At 39.9% G+C, this 17,735-nt stretch carries 12 protein-coding genes; 10 read left to right on the forward strand and 2 right to left on the reverse strand.

Annotated elements, in window-relative coordinates:
* The 10 genes from H5072_RS01485 to tldD all read left to right on the forward strand — a co-directional run.
* Positions 1 to 3,001: DUF6701 domain-containing protein (locus tag H5072_RS01485; protein ID WP_182692462.1), on the forward strand; the 3,001-nt coding region annotated here is incomplete at its 5' end.
* A gap of 121 nt (positions 3,002 to 3,122) precedes the next feature.
* Positions 3,123 to 5,171 (forward strand): formylglycine-generating enzyme family protein, encoded by a 2,049-nt coding sequence (locus H5072_RS01490; RefSeq protein ID WP_024605452.1) that lies wholly within the window; start codon positions 3,123 to 3,125, stop codon positions 5,169 to 5,171.
* A 133-nt stretch (positions 5,172 to 5,304) separates the two neighbouring features.
* Positions 5,305 to 6,348: a rod shape-determining protein gene (locus tag H5072_RS01495; RefSeq protein ID WP_002958401.1), complete on the forward strand. Its 1,044-nt coding sequence runs from the start codon at positions 5,305 to 5,307 to the stop codon at positions 6,346 to 6,348.
* Positions 6,348 to 7,190, forward strand: a complete 843-nt coding sequence (gene mreC / locus H5072_RS01500; protein WP_173400216.1) for a rod shape-determining protein MreC — start codon at positions 6,348 to 6,350, stop codon at positions 7,188 to 7,190. The genes H5072_RS01495 and mreC overlap by 1 nt, the downstream gene beginning before the upstream one ends.
* On the forward strand, positions 7,183 to 7,662 hold the full coding sequence (mreD, locus tag H5072_RS01505; protein WP_002958403.1) for a rod shape-determining protein MreD: 480 nt from the start codon (positions 7,183 to 7,185) through the stop codon (positions 7,660 to 7,662). The genes mreC and mreD overlap by 8 nt, the downstream gene beginning before the upstream one ends.
* A complete protein-coding gene (locus tag H5072_RS01510; protein ID WP_154904155.1) occupies positions 7,662 to 8,231 on the forward strand; it encodes a nucleoside triphosphate pyrophosphatase in 570 nt (189 codons plus the stop codon). The genes mreD and H5072_RS01510 overlap by 1 nt, the downstream gene beginning before the upstream one ends.
* Position 8,232: 1 nt before the next feature.
* On the forward strand, positions 8,233 to 9,705 hold the full coding sequence (gene rng / locus H5072_RS01515) for a ribonuclease G (protein ID WP_002958405.1): 1,473 nt from the start codon (positions 8,233 to 8,235) through the stop codon (positions 9,703 to 9,705).
* Positions 9,705 to 13,562 (forward strand): YhdP family protein, encoded by a 3,858-nt coding sequence (locus H5072_RS01520; RefSeq protein ID WP_182692463.1) that lies wholly within the window; start codon positions 9,705 to 9,707, stop codon positions 13,560 to 13,562. The genes rng and H5072_RS01520 overlap by 1 nt, the downstream gene beginning before the upstream one ends.
* Positions 13,559 to 14,398, forward strand: a complete 840-nt coding sequence (locus H5072_RS01525; protein WP_182671028.1) for a carbon-nitrogen hydrolase family protein — start codon at positions 13,559 to 13,561, stop codon at positions 14,396 to 14,398. Before H5072_RS01520 ends, H5072_RS01525 begins: the two co-directional genes overlap by 4 nt.
* On the forward strand, positions 14,395 to 15,834 hold the full coding sequence (tldD, locus tag H5072_RS01530) for a metalloprotease TldD (RefSeq protein WP_024597409.1): 1,440 nt from the start codon (positions 14,395 to 14,397) through the stop codon (positions 15,832 to 15,834). Before H5072_RS01525 ends, tldD begins: the two co-directional genes overlap by 4 nt.
* Before the next feature lie 153 nt (positions 15,835 to 15,987).
* Here tldD and H5072_RS01535 read toward each other — a convergent pair whose 3' ends face one another.
* A complete protein-coding gene (locus H5072_RS01535; RefSeq protein WP_182671027.1) occupies positions 15,988 to 16,824 on the reverse strand; it encodes a mechanosensitive ion channel family protein in 837 nt (278 codons plus the stop codon).
* A 108-nt stretch (positions 16,825 to 16,932) separates the two neighbouring features.
* Complete coding sequence (locus H5072_RS01540; protein WP_165742883.1) at positions 16,933 to 17,565, reverse strand: hypothetical protein; 633 nt, start codon at positions 17,563 to 17,565, stop codon at positions 16,933 to 16,935.
* Between the last annotated feature and the right edge of the window lie 170 nt (positions 17,566 to 17,735).

A 17,735-nucleotide genomic window follows, 5' to 3' on the forward strand; every position in this document is an offset into this window, starting at 1 on the left:
TGAAGTTGACGGTTGGAGCAATGGCTGTAATTACTTTAGTTTTACTAATAATTTTAGTGTGGCTCCGTTAGTTGTAGCGAGTAAAAACTCACGCCAAGAAGATGATGGCGGGTGGCTACGCAGCTGTAACCTAAGGACTGACAGGCTAGGACTTGTTGTTGACGAAGATCGTGATGGCGATAACGAGCGCCGTCACGTAAACGAGGAAGCATCAATACTCGCCATGACCAGTACCTTTGTGTTTAACGGTGATATTTTAGATTGTGATACGTTATTCCCGGGCGCTATTTCTACTTATAACAATGGTGAGGTGCAGTTAGTTCAGGGAGTAGAAATAACAGATGGTAATGCGCAGTTTGTCACCACCACAAACTTAATTTCTACAGCGCTGACGAGCCCTCCTTTGTGTAATGGTCAGGCGTGTGTTGCTGGTGGCTATAACTCTTTAGAACCGAATCAAGCGGCGCAGGTGCCAACGGTTACAAATGATGGTAGCTCAACAGGGCCCGTACCTACTTCTTTAGCTGGCGATTATTATTACGATGAGTTGCAGTTAAGTATGCTGGAAACAGAGTACAGAGTAACAGCGCCTACACGTATTTTTTTAAAAGACACAACCTCACTTCTATCAACTTCATTTTTGAATATAGGTAAAACAAATATAGTAGTAGAAACTGGCGCGTACTTGGCTATTTATGTGGATGGTGCGGTTGCTATTGCAGCCGATGCCAATATTGCGGGCTATATTGTTGCCACTGGTGAGGTAAGAATCGCTCAAAATGTAACGTATCAGGGATCAATTACATCGGCTACTCAAATTATTACCGAAGGGAGCTCAACGTTTGACGCTCTACCAGTACCCGAAAGTATCCCTGGTTTTTGTGGTATTTATACACTAGAAACCCTAGATCATTATCGTTTAACAATAAGCGATAACAAAGGTCTAACGTGTGAAGCTAAAGAAATGACACTCACAGCCTGCGCTAATGATGCCTGCGATTTATTATTTGCTGAGCCGTCTAGTTTAAACCTTTCTCCAGATAATAGTGGTCAGCAAAGTTGGGTTACAGGGGAGAATATTAATTTTACAGGCTCAACAACTGTTGAGTTTGCTAAACGTACAACTGGTAGCGTTACATTTGGATATAACACTGCTGATCCTTCTGCACCTCTTCGTTGTTATATCGGTGGTAATAATGTTGGTTTGAGTGGCTGTAAAGTTACATTTTCTGATGCTGGATTTATTTTTAATAATGATACAGATGGAAATACTACAATTCCTACTCAGTTATCAGCAAAGCCTTCAAATACTGGATTTAATGCAAAAGCGCTATCTATTCAAGCGGTAAAAACAAATACCACTACGGGCGTATGCGAAGCTGCATTTCCCGCTGGTGGCGATGTAAGCTTAGATTTATCGTATACATGCAGTGCTGGTGCAAGTTGCTCTGATACGGTTTCACTTAGTAACAACAATAATACCTTTGCGGTAGAGCAAGCCTCTAAATCATTCATACTTAACTTTGATAGTGAGTCTAAAGCACCGATTGCTATAAATTATCCCGATGCAGGAAAGTTGAGTTTAAATGTAAACACCAATTTAATTTTAGACCCAGTCACTAATTTATCAGTAAATTTAACGGGTAGTTCAAATGAGTATGTTGTAAAGCCATTTGGATTAGCGATGGAAATTGCAAGTGATGGTTATGCAGCAGACGCTGATGGAAGTTTATTTAGATTAACTGGCGAAGCATTTGATTTAAAGATGAATGCGGTGCAATGGCAAACAGGGCAAGACACTAACAACGATGGTTACCCAGATAACTACAGCAATATAATAAATAACACCATTGCCAAGCACTTTATTACAGAGCAACCACTTGTAGAGGCATTACTTAAAGCGCCTACGCCAGGCGTTCAAGGTACGCTTGAAGCGATGAGCACTGTTGCCTTTAGTGACACAGGCAGTTTGAGTGAATCTATATCGCAGTATAATTACGACCAAGTTGGCATCATTGATTTAACAGCAGGTCTGCAAGATGCCGATTACTTTGGCGCGGGAGATGTAAAAGGTGAATTATATAATATTGGTCGTTTTGCACCTTCGCAGTTTCAGGTAGTGGGGGTTCAAGCTGCCGCACAATGCACGCAATACGGCAGTAATTTAACTTACCTTGATCAACCTTTTGAACTTGGCTTTACAGTACAAGCGCTAAATCAAAATGGTGAGCTAATGGCTAATTATAAAGAGGGCTTTGATAAGTCCAGTGTAGAGGTTAATGCCGAAAATAATGAAGTAGCTAACTATGTACCCGCAACTAATTTTGCTAGCCGATTAGTAAACCTAGGAAATAATAACTGGGGAGATATAAGTGACGGCCAGTGGCAAATGAGCCAACTTAACACGACACTCGAAAGATTAGGTGTAGGGCAAGCAGATGGACCGTTTGCTATGGTGAGTTTAATGGTAACGCTTTCTAACATAGAAGGAGCAACGCTCATCGATGCAAATGATAAACCTAATACACAAGCAGCATGCTCGAGTGGCTGTAATAGCGTAAGACTAAATACATTACCAATAGAGTTTAAATTTGGACGCTTAGTACTTGGTAATAACGCAGGCTCCGATCTCGACCCTTTACTTATTCCTCTGCAGGCTCAGTATTACAACGGCAGTGGATTTGTAAATAACGCAGAAGATAACTGTAGTGTATTTGATCATACCCAAATCACTCAAATATCACCTAACAGCCCGCAATTAGCCTACGAATATGGAACGGGTGTATCTGGCCAGTTAGAGGCGGGAGTGTATCCGGTAAACAATGGTATTTATGCGCAGCCAAATGGTTTGGGTGAATTTACCTTAGAATATAATACTTATGATTGGTTAAAGTGGGATTGGCAGGGGGATGAAACACAGCTTGATCCTCGTACTATTTTACAATTTGGACGCTTTCGAGGAAATGATCGGGTTATTTACTGGCGTGAAACACGCGAATAGTTGTAAACTAAGATAATAATTGAACAAAGCTTGTGTTTTGTGCTGCAAGTACATAGCATAAGGCTTTAATTATAAAAAATAATAACGACCAAATAATTGCCGCTTTTTGGGACTGGAATATATGCGAATTACTCCTTTATCTCTGTTAATTTCAGCTAGTTTGTTAGCTAGTAGTGCATTTGCACAAGACACAGCTACAGTAACTGGAATTGAGTCAGAGATTAGTGTTAAACAGACAGAATACGATAACTCGACAAGAATACTTGAAAAACATCTTAAAGAAGAAAGTCAGTTACAAAATCAACTAGAGCTACTTCGTTCTCGTTCTACAGAGCTAGATAAAGAAAAAAACCAAGCGCTCGATGCGATGAACGAAATGTACCGTCGTTTAATTGACGATCCCACTATTAATATTAGTGCGGCTCAATCACGCTATCAAAAAGCGGTGATTGATCATAAGCAAAATAAAGATGATATTTCTATGCAGTTGGCGGCAATTGCATCCCACCGTAAAGATATAGAGCAAATTCGTGTTGCTAAGCATACGCTTTTAAATACTTTAGAAAGTTTAAAAGAGCAGTTAACTACAGCCAGAGTAGAGCGTTTACGTAACGAGTTTACACGTGAAGGCACGCTTGAAGTTAACCATACGATTAACTGTAAGCGAACAGAAACGCTAGCAGCGTGTGAGCAACGCGGTCAGCAAATGGGGCTACAAAAAGCAACTAAACGCTTTGTAGATCAAATATTTGCAAACTTAACAGAAGAGCGCATTGTTGAGCCAAAACGTAATTTGGCGGGCGCTCAAGTACAAATATTAAGTAGCCATGTAGTTAACAGTGCATTTAGCGGCCAAGGTAACTACAACGTTAACTTAAGCGTAACCATGCGCGGCGAAGTAAACAGTAGCCGTTTATGTAGCTTATTAAGCATTGATAACCGTTATTGTTCTGAGTACGGCACGCCACTTACTGCTGCTTATCAACCCGCGTATAACAATACATTTACTGATAGTCAGTTAACATTCAGTAATAGCGCGGATAATAGCAACACGGTGTCGGTTTCTCGTTTAGAAAAGCAGCCAGTACGTGATTATTCAGTTAAACCTGCATCGGTGAAAAAAGATTACCCTTCTATCCTTAATAAGAAGAAGGATCAATCAATAGAGCTGACATTACGATCAAACGTATACGACGATGAAGTGTTTATCGATGGTGTAAGCTTTGGCTCAACACGCTTGATCACACGTTTACCGCCGGGTATTCACAACATTGAAATACGTAAACTTGGCTATAAGCCTTATCAAGTTCGTGTTGATTTAAATAAAGCACAAACAATTAATGCAAATTTGGTAAAAAAGCCTAAGTCGATTGCTGCACCGACCTATACTCGAGAGCAACCAGAAGTAACAACACGCCAGGTTAGTGAAAACGTTAATGTATTAAATGCAAACGTTGAAACGCCGGTTGTCGTTATTCCTGCAGGCAAATTTAAAATGGGCGATATCAATGGCAATGGTTTAGCTAATGAACGTCCAGTAATTGAAAAAGTAATAGCAAATTCTTTCGCTATGCAAAGTAAAGAAGTAACCGTAGGTGCCTACGAAAAATTTGTAGCAAATACAGGTTATAAAACTCAAGCGGAAAAAAATAAAGGGTGTGCGTATTATTTAAATGGCGAACCAGTATGGGAAGCAAATTTAAATTGGCGTAATCCTGGTTTTGAGCAAGGCAGTGACTTTCCTGCTGTATGTTTAACTTATAACGATGCAAAAGCTTACGCTGAGTGGTTATCGGGTCAAACAGGGCAGCAATTTCGTTTACCTAACGAAGTTGAGTGGGAATACGCAGCACGTGCAGGAACCGAAACAGAATACCCTTGGGGTAACGAAATTGGTAAAAACCTAGCTAACTGTGGTTGGTGTGGTAGTGAATGGTCAAATAGACGTGCATCACCAGTAGGTTCTTTTTCTCCAAATGCATTTGGATTATACGATACCGTAGGCAATGTATGGGAATGGACCGATAAAGAATCAGGTGAGTCTGATGTAGCAGTAAGAGGCGGAGCGTGGAATTTTGCACCAAGCCTTGCTCGTGCATCTACGCGTTTAATTTTAGCGCCTGATTTTAGATCTAACTACATTGGTTTTCGCTTAGTTCGCGAACGATAAACTCAATTAAGGAAGCTTTGCTTCCTTTTTTCACAAATTCACAAAGGCGCTGCGCTTTATATTGCTCATACAGTTGAGCATGTTAAAGTGAGGCAGCTAATATAAGAACGTATTTCAAAGGTCATCCAGCCTCATGTTTAAAAAACTCCGTGGTATTTTTTCTAACGATCTATCGATCGACTTGGGTACAGCCAATACCCTAATTTATGTAAAAGAAGAAGGTATTGTATTAAACGAACCTTCTGTTGTTGCTATTCGCCAAGAACGCGCTGGTGGACCTAAAAGTGTTGCATCTGTAGGTACAGAAGCAAAACAAATGCTAGGCCGTACACCGGGAAATATTAAAGCAATCCGTCCAATGAAAGACGGTGTAATTGCTGATTTTTATGTAACTGAAAAAATGTTACAACACTTCATTAAGCAAGTGCATAACAATAACTTTATGCGCCCAAGTCCGCGTGTACTAATTTGTGTACCGTGTGGTGCTACTCAAGTAGAAAAACGTGCAATACGTGAATCTGCAATGGGTGCTGGTGCTCGTGAAGTTTACTTAATTGAAGAACCAATGGCAGCAGCTATTGGCGCAGGTTTACCAGTATCAGAAGCAACAGGTTCTATGGTTGTTGATATTGGTGGTGGTACAACTGAAGTGGCTATTATTTCACTTAACGGTGTTGTTTACTCATCATCTGTTCGTATTGGTGGTGATAAGTTTGACGAAGCTATTATTAATTATGTACGTCGTAACTTTGGTAGCTTAATTGGTGAAGCGACAGCTGAAAATATTAAGCATCAAATTGGCTCTGCGTTCAAAACTGATGAGCCAATCGAAATTGAAGTGCGCGGTCGTAACCTTGCCGAAGGTGTTCCGCGTTCATTCACGCTTAACTCACACGAAATCCTAGAAGCTCTACAAGAGCCGTTAATGGGTATTGTGAGTGCAGTAATGGTTGCACTTGAGCAATCACCACCTGAGCTGGCATCAGATATCTCTGCGCACGGCATGGTACTTACTGGCGGTGGTGCATTGTTAAAAGACTTAGACCGTTTATTAATGGAAGAAACGGGTATTCCGGTTGTTGTAGCTGATGATCCACTTACGTGTGTTGCGCGTGGTGGTGGTAAAGCATTAGAAATGATCGATGTTCATGGTGGTGACGTTTTTAGTTACGACTAATGAAATTAATGTTTGGACGCACAGTCTCTTTGCAACTGCGACTTTTTGTCGCAGTGCTTTTGAGTATCGTACTCATAGTTGGAGACAGATATACGCAAGGTGGTACCGTTGTTCGTACCAGCCTTAATACTCTAGTTAGCCCACTAATCTATGTTGCTAATTTACCCTACGAATTATTTAGCTTAAGTGCTAAAAGCCTGCATACGCGGGATCAACTTCTTACTGAAAACGAAGCGCTGAAAAAAAAGCAAATGCTACAAAGCGAGCAACTTCAGCAGTATCAATTTCTAGCCAGAGAAAATCAAAAACTGCGCGCCTTATTAGGCTCATCTGCAAAGCAATCAAATCGTAAAATTATTGCTCAGGTACTTTCTGTACATTCAAACCCGTATAGTCATCAGGTTGTTATTAACCGTGGTACAACTGACGGGCTTAGTGAAGGCCAAGCTGTAATTGATGAAATGGGTGTAGTAGGGCAGCTTACAAAGGTTGGTTCAACAACTTCACGCGTGCTACTAATGACCGACACCACACATGCCACACCTGTGCGTATACTTCGTAACGATGTACGAACGGTTGTTGAAGGCATAGGTAAAATTAACGTCGTTAAGCTCTCTCACGTTCCACACAGTTTAGATGTGCGAATTGGCGATGTACTTGTTACATCGGGTTTAGGGGGCACATTCCCTGAAGGATACCCGGTGGCAGTAGTAACTGAAATAAATCGTGATGAAGGGCGACCGTTTGCACAAGTTTTTGCAGAACCTATTGCGCAACTAGATCGCATTCGTTTGCTGGTTATTTTATGGCGTAATCAACAGGAGCAAATCAGCGATGATTAACCGTTATTCATTGTTAATTGCGCTAAGCATCTTTTTTGCGTTAATAATGGCACTGATGCCACTTCCATTTTCGTTTGAACCATTTAGACCTGACTGGGTTTTACTTGTACTTATGTATTGGTCGCTAGCAGTACCGCATCGTTTAAATATTGGTACTGCTTGGGTTGTTGGTTTATTAATAGATTTAGCGTCTGGCTCACCGCTGGGCGTGAACTCGCTTACATTCTCGGTATGTATTTTTGTAACCGCGAGCAACTTTCAAAAAATTCGTAACTTTTCGCTTTGGCAACAAAGCTTACTAATTGGTTTATTTTTAACGCTGTATCACTTAATGCAGTTTTGGCTAAATCACTTTTTGTTAGGGGTTTATTTTAATCCACAGTATTTATGGCCAGTGGCAACCGGAATGGTTAGCTGGTTTTGGGTCTTTTTACTACTTCGTAAATATCGCAGACATTTTAGGATCAGGTAATGACTACCGCAGTATATTTGGCATCAGCCTCTCCCCGTCGTAAAGAGTTATTAAGCCAATTAGGTGTCGAATTTACACAATTTAGTGTTGATGCAGATGAAAGCCCACTTCCAAACGAGCAACCTAGAGCACTTGTTGAGCGTTTAGCGCGCTTGAAAGCACAAAGCGGTGTAGAGCTTGGATATACCGATCGCCCTGTACTTGGTAGTGATACCGTGGTTGTTATAGATAACGAGTCATTGGGTAAACCTCGCGATAAAAACGATTTTACACATACGTTAAAACGCCTATCGGGTAACACGCATCAAGTGCTCACAGCAGTTGCATTTGCGACGCAAAGTGATGTGCTTAGCTGTGTTGTAAGCACAGATGTTACTTTTAAAACTTTAACAGATGAAGAAATTAATGCTTATTGGGAGTCAGGTGAGCCACAAGATAAAGCCGGTGGCTACGGTATCCAAGGTTTAGGCGGCCGCTTTGTAACACACATTGCAGGTAGCTATTTTTCTGTTGTAGGCTTACCTTTATATGAAACCGAACAATTATTAAAAACATTCTTAAGAAGGTAACATGAGTACAGAATTACTGATCAATGTCACACCGAGCGAAAGCCGTGTTGCCCTAATAGAAAACGGTGTACTGCAAGAAATACAGCTAGAGCGAATTGGTAACCTAGGTATTGTAGGCAATATTTACTTAGGAAAAATAAGCCGCGTACTTCCTGGTATGCAGGCTGCTTTTGTTGATATCGGCCTTGAAAAGGCTGCATTTTTGCATGCATCCGATATTGTAAATAGTGCCTCTATTGTTGAAGGCGTAGACGACGTACCAATAAAAAAAGTACAAGATATTAGGGAGTTAGTTCGTCAAGGCCAATACATTATGGTGCAAGTGGTAAAAGATCCGCTAGGCACTAAAGGCGCAAGGCTCACCACTGATATAACTATTCCTTCTCGCTATTTAGTGTTTATGCCTGATGCGACCCATGTAGGGGTTAGTCAGCGTATAGAAACTGAAGAAGAGCGCTCACGTCTTAAAAAAATAGTCGCAGAATATGGCGATGAAAATGGCAGCTTTATCGTACGTACAGCTGCTGAAGGTGCTAGCGAAGCTGAATTACGACACGATGCTGGCTTTTTAAGAAAATTATGGGAAAAAATAACATCACGTCGTAGAAAAACGAGTAAAGCCAGTATCCTACACGAAGATTTAACGCTTGCCTTTAGAACCCTGCGTGACTACGTAGGCGAAGATATGGAGCGCATTCGCGTTGACTCTAAACTCAGCTATGAAGAACTAAAGCTATTTACAGAAGAATTTGTTCCACAGCTTTCTCAAGTACTTGAATACTACCCAGGCGAGCGACCTATATTTGATTTGTTTGATGTTGAAAACGAAATTCAAAAAGCACTACATCGTAAAGTTACACTAAAATCGGGTGGTTATATAATTATTGACCAAACAGAAGCAATGACGACTGTTGATGTTAATACTGGTGCATTTGTAGGGCATCGTAATTTAGAAGAAACAATTTTTAATACCAACGTAGAAGCAACTTCTGCAATTGCCCGCCAGCTTAGGTTGCGTAACTTAGGCGGTATTATCATTATCGACTTTATCGATATGGTAAGTGAGGATCATAAGCGCCGAGTATTACATTCACTTGAATCAGCCCTTGCAAAAGATCGCACTAAAACAAATATTAATGGGCTTTCAGCGCTTGGTCTTGTTGAAATGACGCGTAAACGGACACGCGAAAGCTTAGAGCATATTTTATGTGATGTATGCCCAGCATGTTCCGGTCGTGGTTCACAAAAAACAGTTGAAACGGTTTGCTACGAAATACTACGTGAAATAGTGCGTGTTAACCGAGCATACGCAGCGGACAAGTTTATGGTGTATGCAGCGCCTGCTGTAAGCGAGGCCCTACTAAACGATGAGTATCATAACCTTGCTGAGCTTGAACTATTTATTGGTAAGCAAGTCAATATTCAAACAGAGAGCTTATACAGCCAAGAACAGTTTGATGTGGTAATGATGTAATGAAAGCAAAAGCGGTCTGTTTTTTTTGTTTTAGAAAGTTATGGCAGACCTGCGCCATAATTTTGGTATTACTGGCCGTTATTGTTTCAATTTTAAAATATACCCTCCCGTATGCAAACGAATACAAAGGTGACATAGAAAGCTATTTACACGAAAAGTTTGAAATAAGCTTATCTATCGGTGAGATATCAGCTAGTTGGCAGGGCAGTGGTCCTGCATTAGTGCTAGAAAATTTATCGTTTAAAGATAACGAAACCGCACCAATATCACTCACCATTGCTAAAACCAGCTTAGAGCTAAACCTATGGGAAAGCTTAAAAGCACTGCAACTTAGATCTAATTATTTTGTTATTAATGGTTTTCACACCAGTGTAAATATCACCAACTTATTTAAAACCGGTGACAACGACGAAGTTTCTTTTGAGCAAAAAGAGCTAATTGAAGAACTGTTTTTGGGTAAAACGGGTCATTTTGCAATAGAAAATTCCAGTATTAACTTTATTTTAGAAGATGGTAAAGAACGTAAATTACTACTTCAAAACATTGTTTGGCAAAATGAAGATGAGCAGCACCTTGGTAGTGGAAGCTTGGCACTGCCGGGTATTTCGGTCGGAGACTTTGACGCGCGCATAGCACTTACCGGGGATACTCTAGAGCAGGTTGCGGGCGACATTTATGTACAGGCTAATAAGGTCGATGTATCTAACTGGTTAGCGCAATATATAAATACGCAAAAACAACAACTGCATAGCGATATTAATTTACAAGCATGGCTAAAACTAGATAAAGGTTTTGTAAGCGATGTGAAAATGCAGTGGTTACCAAGCTTTGTACGCTGGCAGCGAGAAGAGCAAAGCCACCAAGTTAGTTTGAGTGAAGGTGGATTCCATCTATATCCAGAACAAAATAGCTGGCATTTAAAAAGCACCGGTTTAACATTTAATAGTAACGATAAAGCATGGCCAAGTTTAGAGTTTGAAGCCCAACTAGGGCTGCAAAATAAAGTGTGGCTGCATCAAGTTGATTTTGAATTACTGAGTAACCTAGCCGGGCTAAGTAATTTTAATGCACTTGAACCATTTTTAGAACGCCAACCTAGTGGGCAAATAGATCAAGCTTATTTAAGTTTTTCTAATGCACAGCAATGGCAATTATGGTTTGAGGCTAACAATATTGGCTGGCAAGAATTAAGATCGGTACCAGCAGCGCAAGAACTTAGAGTAAATGGTTTACTTACCCAAAGTACTGGTCGAATAAATTTATTTGGTGAAAGTGGCACATTAGTTACAGGCGAAAGCTTTAGTAACGACATAAATTATAACCAGCTAAATGTAGAGCTAGATTTAACTAAGCGAGATGATGGCTGGCATATAAGTAGTGACAATATCTGGTTTGATAATGATGAAGTTACTCTTGCTGCAGAATTACAAATTAGCCTAACAGATGATCCTCGATTAGATCTTTACGCTGAAGCATTCGCTCCAGATGCCAATATTGCAGGTCATTACTTCCCATTAAAAGCGATGAGCCCTGAACTTATTAGCTATTTAAATGGTGCAATTAAAGGCGGAGAAGTATCTAAAGCACAGGTCTTATTTGCAGGGCCTTTGTCTGGTTTCCCATTTACTGATGGTAGTGGTCAGTTTGATGTATTAGCACAAATAGACAATGCAACCTATGAGTTTGACCCTGATTGGCCTGCGGTCACTAATGCTAATGTACAGCTACATTTTGCTAATGAGCGGATGGACATATATAGCCAGCAAGGCAAGTTGGTTAATTTAGATATTGGTAATAGTGTACAGGTGAGCATTGCAGATTTAATGAATGCTGATGAACTTATTGTGCAAATTGATAAAAAAGCAGAGATGGAAAAGTTACATGACTTTTTTGCAGCGACACCTATTGCCAAACCTCTTGCTGAAATTTTTAAAGTTGTACAGGGCAAAGGCGAAGCCGATGCCAGTATTGAGCTTTTAGTAGGCTCTAAGTTTAAAGGCGGAGCCAGTGTTAGCGGCAAAGTTAATTTAAATGACTTGCCAGTATTTATAGCAACGCCAGGTATTGAGCTTAAAAACTTAACTGGCGAGCTTAATTTTAAAAACGACAACATCACACTTAAAAATGCGACTGCGAAGTGGTTGGGCATGCCGCTAAATATTAATTACAGCAGCAAAAGTGATGCTAAAAATTACCAAGCAAACATAGATATAAACGCCAAAATTGACGCTGATACATTAATTGACAGTGGACAAGGTATATTAAAAAATTATTTAAGCGGGCAAAGCGATGTTGATATTGGTTTAGTACTTAATTTTACCGAACAAGGCTTTAATTACCGTGCACAGGTAAACTCAGAACTACTTGGCTTAACGAGTAACTTACCCGCACCTTATAATAAAAATAGCGAACAAATGTGGGCGCTTGATGCAGTAGTTCAAGGTGATGATATTTCTAATCTCATTACAGCAAACGCTAATCAACAGTTTTACTTTAATGCTATTTTAGAAAATGGAAAATCACAGTTTAGTAATGTCCATTTTGTGCTCGGAAAACAAGACTTAGGATTAAACCAAAAAGACTTAAGCGTAAATATAAATCTTGAGCAGAGTGAATTAGTGCCTTGGTTTGATCTGATAGATCAAATAATTAAAGCAGGTAAATCAAACCCAGATAAAAAATCAAAAGGGATTATGCCACCGCTTAATGAGGTGGTCGCAAATATAGGTATGCTTGATGCGAGTAACATCATCTTTAATGATTTTGAAATGCGTTTAGCACCATCAAAAGACGATTTATACCTAAAGCTAAATGCTAAAGAACTTAGAGCTGGGGTTTTTATTCCTACATCACAGCCTAGCCAGCCTATACGAATTAATGCCGATTACTTAAGGCTTAATTTTGCACAGCCTAGCGAGCAATTAATTGAAATAACAGATGTACTTCCTGAGGAAGACTTGAGCTGGCTTACTAAAATACCTGCCATTGAGTTTGAATGTAGTGACTGCAAAATTGATCGCTACCAGCTTGATAAAGTGAGTGCGTCATTATTAGGTGATGGCGAGCGCTTATCGATATCAGAACTTGTAATCGATAAAGGAGATCATGTACTGCGCACTAAAGGGCAGTGGCAAAATGGTTTAACAACGCTAAGTGGTGAGCTTAAAAGTGATGATATAGGCGCATTGTTTGGCGAGTTTGATATTACCTCTGCAATTAAGGATTCTAAAGCTGATCTAAATTATGATCTTACTTGGCAAGCAGCACCTTATGATTTTGATGTGAAAACTTTAAGTGGTGAGGTTACTTGGGATTTAGGGGAAGGTCACTTAACTGAAATAAGTGATGGTGGTGCACGCGTATTTTCGCTGTTGAGCCTTGATTCACTCGTACGCAAACTGAAACTTGATTTTAGAGATGTATTCTCAAAGGGCTTTTTTTATAACAGCATGCAAGGCTCTATGCAGTTAGAAAACGGTATCGCTTACACTAAAGATACTAAAATGGATGGTGTGCCTGCCGATTTAACTATTAAAGGCTACGCAAATTTAAATACGCTAGATATAGATTACGACCTTGCTGTAGCGCCACAAGTAACCTCAAGCATTCCGGTTATAGTGGCATGGATGGTTAATCCAGTAACAGGACTTGCTGCTTTAGCACTTGATAAAGTTATTCATTCTGCGCGCGTCATCTCAGAGATCAATTTTAAAGTAACGGGTAAAATGAACGATCCTATTGTTCAAGAACTAGACAGAAAAAGTCGTGAAGTTACACTACCTCAAGCTGCGCAAAATCAGCCACAAGCATCAGTCGATTTAAAACTTAAAGATGCTCAAGTAACAGTAACGCAATGAACAAAACAGCAAATATAAGCACACCCACAATAGTTGCCCTACAAATGTGTTCAGGGCTAAGCCCTGATGACAACATAGCAAGCTTAAAGCGCGCACTTAAAACTCTGCCAGCAACAAGGCCATTACTTGTTTGCTTGCCAGAAGCTTTTTTAGTGTTTAGTAAAAGAGGTAACGATACGTTACGTGTTGCTAAGCAAGTTGAGCAATACAAATTACAACTTAGTGAATTGTGCCAACACCATAATATTTGGTTAAATGCAGGCACAATGCCTGAGCCATTTAACGAACATAAGTATTACGCAGCATCGCATTTATATAATAATCAAGGCGAGCTGGTTGCAACGTATAACAAAATACATTTATTTGATGTAACCGTAGATGATAAAACAGGTAGCTATCGAGAGTCAGATTTTACCCAAGCAGGTCGCGATGTAGTGGTTGTTGATTCTCCCTTTGGTAAAATTGGCTTAACAGTATGTTATGATCTGCGCTTTAGTGGCTTATTTAACGAACTAGTACGCCAAGGCGCCGATATTATTTTAGTACCCAGTGCATTTACAGTCCCTACAGGGCAAGCGCATTGGCAACCGCTATTAGCAGCTCGCGCAATAGAAACACAATGTTATGTAGTTGCAGCAGCTCAGTACGGTACACATGAAAATGGCCGACAAACATATGGCCACAGTATTATTATTTCGCCTTGGGGCAATACCCTGAGTGAATTGCCAGCAGGCACCGGTTTTATAAGCTGCAACGCAGATTTAGACCAGTTACAAAAAATTAGACGAGATATGCCCGTGCAATCTCATCAACGATTTAGAGAGCATTTATTATGAATTCGGTTGAACAGCATTTACTACAAGACAGCCAGCTAAATAGAGAAGAGCTCGAAAAAACGCTCGCTTACATACATCAGCATAAAGTGGATTACGCCGATTTATATTTTCAATCAAGCCACCACGAATCATGGGTGCTTGAAGACGGCTTAGTTAAAGAAGGCTCTTATAACGTTGAACGTGGCGTTGGTGTACGTGCTGTAAGCGGCGAAAAAACAGGTTTTTCTTACTCTGATGCAATAAATCTTGAAGCACTTAATAAAGCGGCTACAGCGGCTCGTAGCATTGCAGATGCTGGCGAAGATAGAGCGATTAAAGTATTTAGTGATGTTAAAGCTAAAGAGCAGTTTGCAGCGCATCAGCCAATTTCGAGTATGAGCGATACCGACAAGGTGAGTTTATTACGCGAACTTGAAAACTATATTCGTGAACTAGCACCCGATGCAGAGCAAGTAATTAGCTCAATGTCAGCGGTATACGAAGAAGTATTAATCGCAGCAAGTGATGGTACGTTTGCCACCGATATTCGCCCGCTTATTCGTTTAAACTGCTCAGTGCTGCTTGAAAAAAATGGTCGCCGTGAACGCGGTGGCGCAGGTGGTGGTGCACGTTTAGATTATGGTTACTTTAAAGAGCTTGTTGATGGTAAACCACGTTGGATGGAATTTGCTGAAGAAGCTGTACGCCAAGCTAAAGTAAACCTTGAAGCTATTGATGCACCTGCAGGCACGATGGAAGTTGTACTTGGTAATGGTTGGCCTGGCGTGCTTTTACACGAAGCAGTAGGGCATGGACTTGAAGGCGACTTTAACCGCAAAGGCGCGTCTGCGTTTAGTGGTAAAGTGGGCCAAAAAGTAGCATCTGAGCTGTGTACTGTTGTTGATGATGGCACCATGGCTGATCGCCGTGGGTCACTTAATGTTGATGATGAAGGCACACCAGCCGCTTACAACGTACTTATCGAAAACGGTATTTTAAAAGGCTATATGCAAGATAAGCTAAACGCGCGTTTAATGGGTGTAAATCCTACCGGTAACGCACGTCGTGAGTCGTATGCACATTTACCAATGCCTCGCATGACTAATACCTACATGTTAGGTGGTGAGCACAGCCAAGCCGATATTATCAGCTCAGTTAAAAAAGGGGTATTCGCGCCTAACTTTGGCGGCGGACAAGTCGATATAACCTCAGGTAAGTTTGTATTTAGCGCATCAGAAGCGTATTTAATCGAAAATGGTAAAATTACCCAACCAATTAAAGGCGCAACGCTTATTGGTAATGGACCAGAAGTAATGCAGCAAATATCTATGGTTGGTAACGACTTAGCACTTGATAAAGGTGTTGGTGTTTGTGGTAAAGATGGTCAAAGCGTACCGGTAGGCGTAGGCCAACCAAGCCTTAAAATTGATCAGTTAACGGTCGGTGGTACAGCTTAAATATTACTCAAGCGCGAAGTGAATTCGCACTTATATGCTTGATGTTTATTGTAGGTGAGGTTTTATACCTCGCTTTTTAAATACAGACTGAGAAATAGAGCGCGAAATAAATTCGCACCTACGATTTGTATTTTTACTTTGTGTAGGCGAGGTTTATGCCTCTCCTTCACCTTCTTTATTTTTTTCAGCCTCTTTGTACCATAACGCAAAAAAGCACTCTGTTAATTTGTGCTCTATCTCAAGCGCTTTTTCTGTCGGGCAAAACAAGGTAAAGCTTGCTTTAAATTCACCTAAATCGGTTGTACCAAAGTGAATTACCGGCTCTGGGCCAGATATTTTTGCATCAAGTTTACGCTCAATCATCGAATTATAACGGCTTGCTACTTCTTGAAACTCTTCGCAGTACAATTTAGCTTGCTCAGTGAGTGTGTCGTGAATAGGGTACGGGTTAAAGCTCTCTCTTCGGACAATAATAAAATGATGTGTAACAAAGCGTTTTACAAAGTTTAAGTTTTTAATAGAACTGGTAATCAGCTTATTATTAGGTATGTATATGGTTTTTCTAGAAAATTGATAAGTATGTATATCAATTTCATGCATGGTTGTTTTTATCCAATCCGTTTCAGCTACTTCACCAAAGTAATCACCTACTTGTATCCAATCACCCACTCTAAACGGGCGAGTTGTTACGAGGTAAAAAAAGCCTATTACACACTGAATAAACTCACGCGTTGCAAGTACAATCGCCACGGCAAAAGCAGCAATAGAAAGTGCAAAGTTTTGAATTTCAGTAGACCACACAAATAGCAGCGATATCATCATTACAAAATTAACAAAGTGCTTAATATTGTGTGCGATGTAACGGATGTCTTTTTCTTTTTTTTCTGCGCGACTTTTAGCAAGCTTATCAACAAGCACTTTTAGTACAAATGCAATTGTGATCATTACAATTGAAAGAAGAAACGGATGCAGCAATATATCTTTAGTCATGGTATCCAATTAAATGTGAGTTGATAAAAACAGGCTCAGTATATTGATTTATTAAACCAATTAGCAAATTTAGTGTAAAAAAAGTAACCAATAAAAAATGTAGCTACGTTATTGAGTTACTTGATCAGTGCAATGCTTGTGATTTTTAGCCATTCTTTTTCGGCATATGAGTACAAGCTCAATGGCTGAAATAAAAATCAAAGTATAGCCAAGCGTTTCTATACCTTCTTCAACAATGTTTTTTACCGCACGTACATAGTCATCACCCATTACTGAATGCCAAAATGCGCCTTTGCCCATCATTCGCGAAAATGCGAGTAAAGTAACCATGCCTGATAAGCAAATTCCATAACTAGGAGTGAGGCTATAGGCTTTTAAAGCGTTAAAAATACTTCCTCTGTTTGTTATTAAATAAACAAACACGCCAGCTAAAATTGAATAGACGATACTTTGCCAAGCGCCATCAAAAAAGTATAAGTCGAGGTAGGTATCAAACTCTCTTACAAACATCATTGCCGATAATGCAGCTAGTAATACAGCCGGTATTTTGAGTTGAAAGTTAATTCGCGAAGCGTAAAAAAATAAAATACAGCTTAAAAAAGTTAAAACATCTTGCATATGTTCGGTAAGAGTTTCTTCACTGTAAAGTGCATCCTGTTTTAATTCAAACCCTTCAAGTTGAATTAAATGAGCAACACCCGCTAGGCATAATAAATAAATAAAAGATCGCAGTAAAAACATAAATAACCAAGAGAAACTATAAATGCGCGGGATTCTAATCGTTAAAATGCTTTAAAGCCAAAACAAAATTTAAACTTTTAATCTTTTTATCGGTCTAAAATTTTTGCTGTTAAAATAATGGCTTAGTTGTTTTTTTAATGTTGAATGGATGTTTGTAATGTGACGTTTTA

The sequence above is a fragment of the Pseudoalteromonas sp. SR45-5 genome (assembly GCF_014163565.1).
Lineage (GTDB): Bacteria > Pseudomonadota > Gammaproteobacteria > Enterobacterales > Alteromonadaceae > Pseudoalteromonas > Pseudoalteromonas distincta.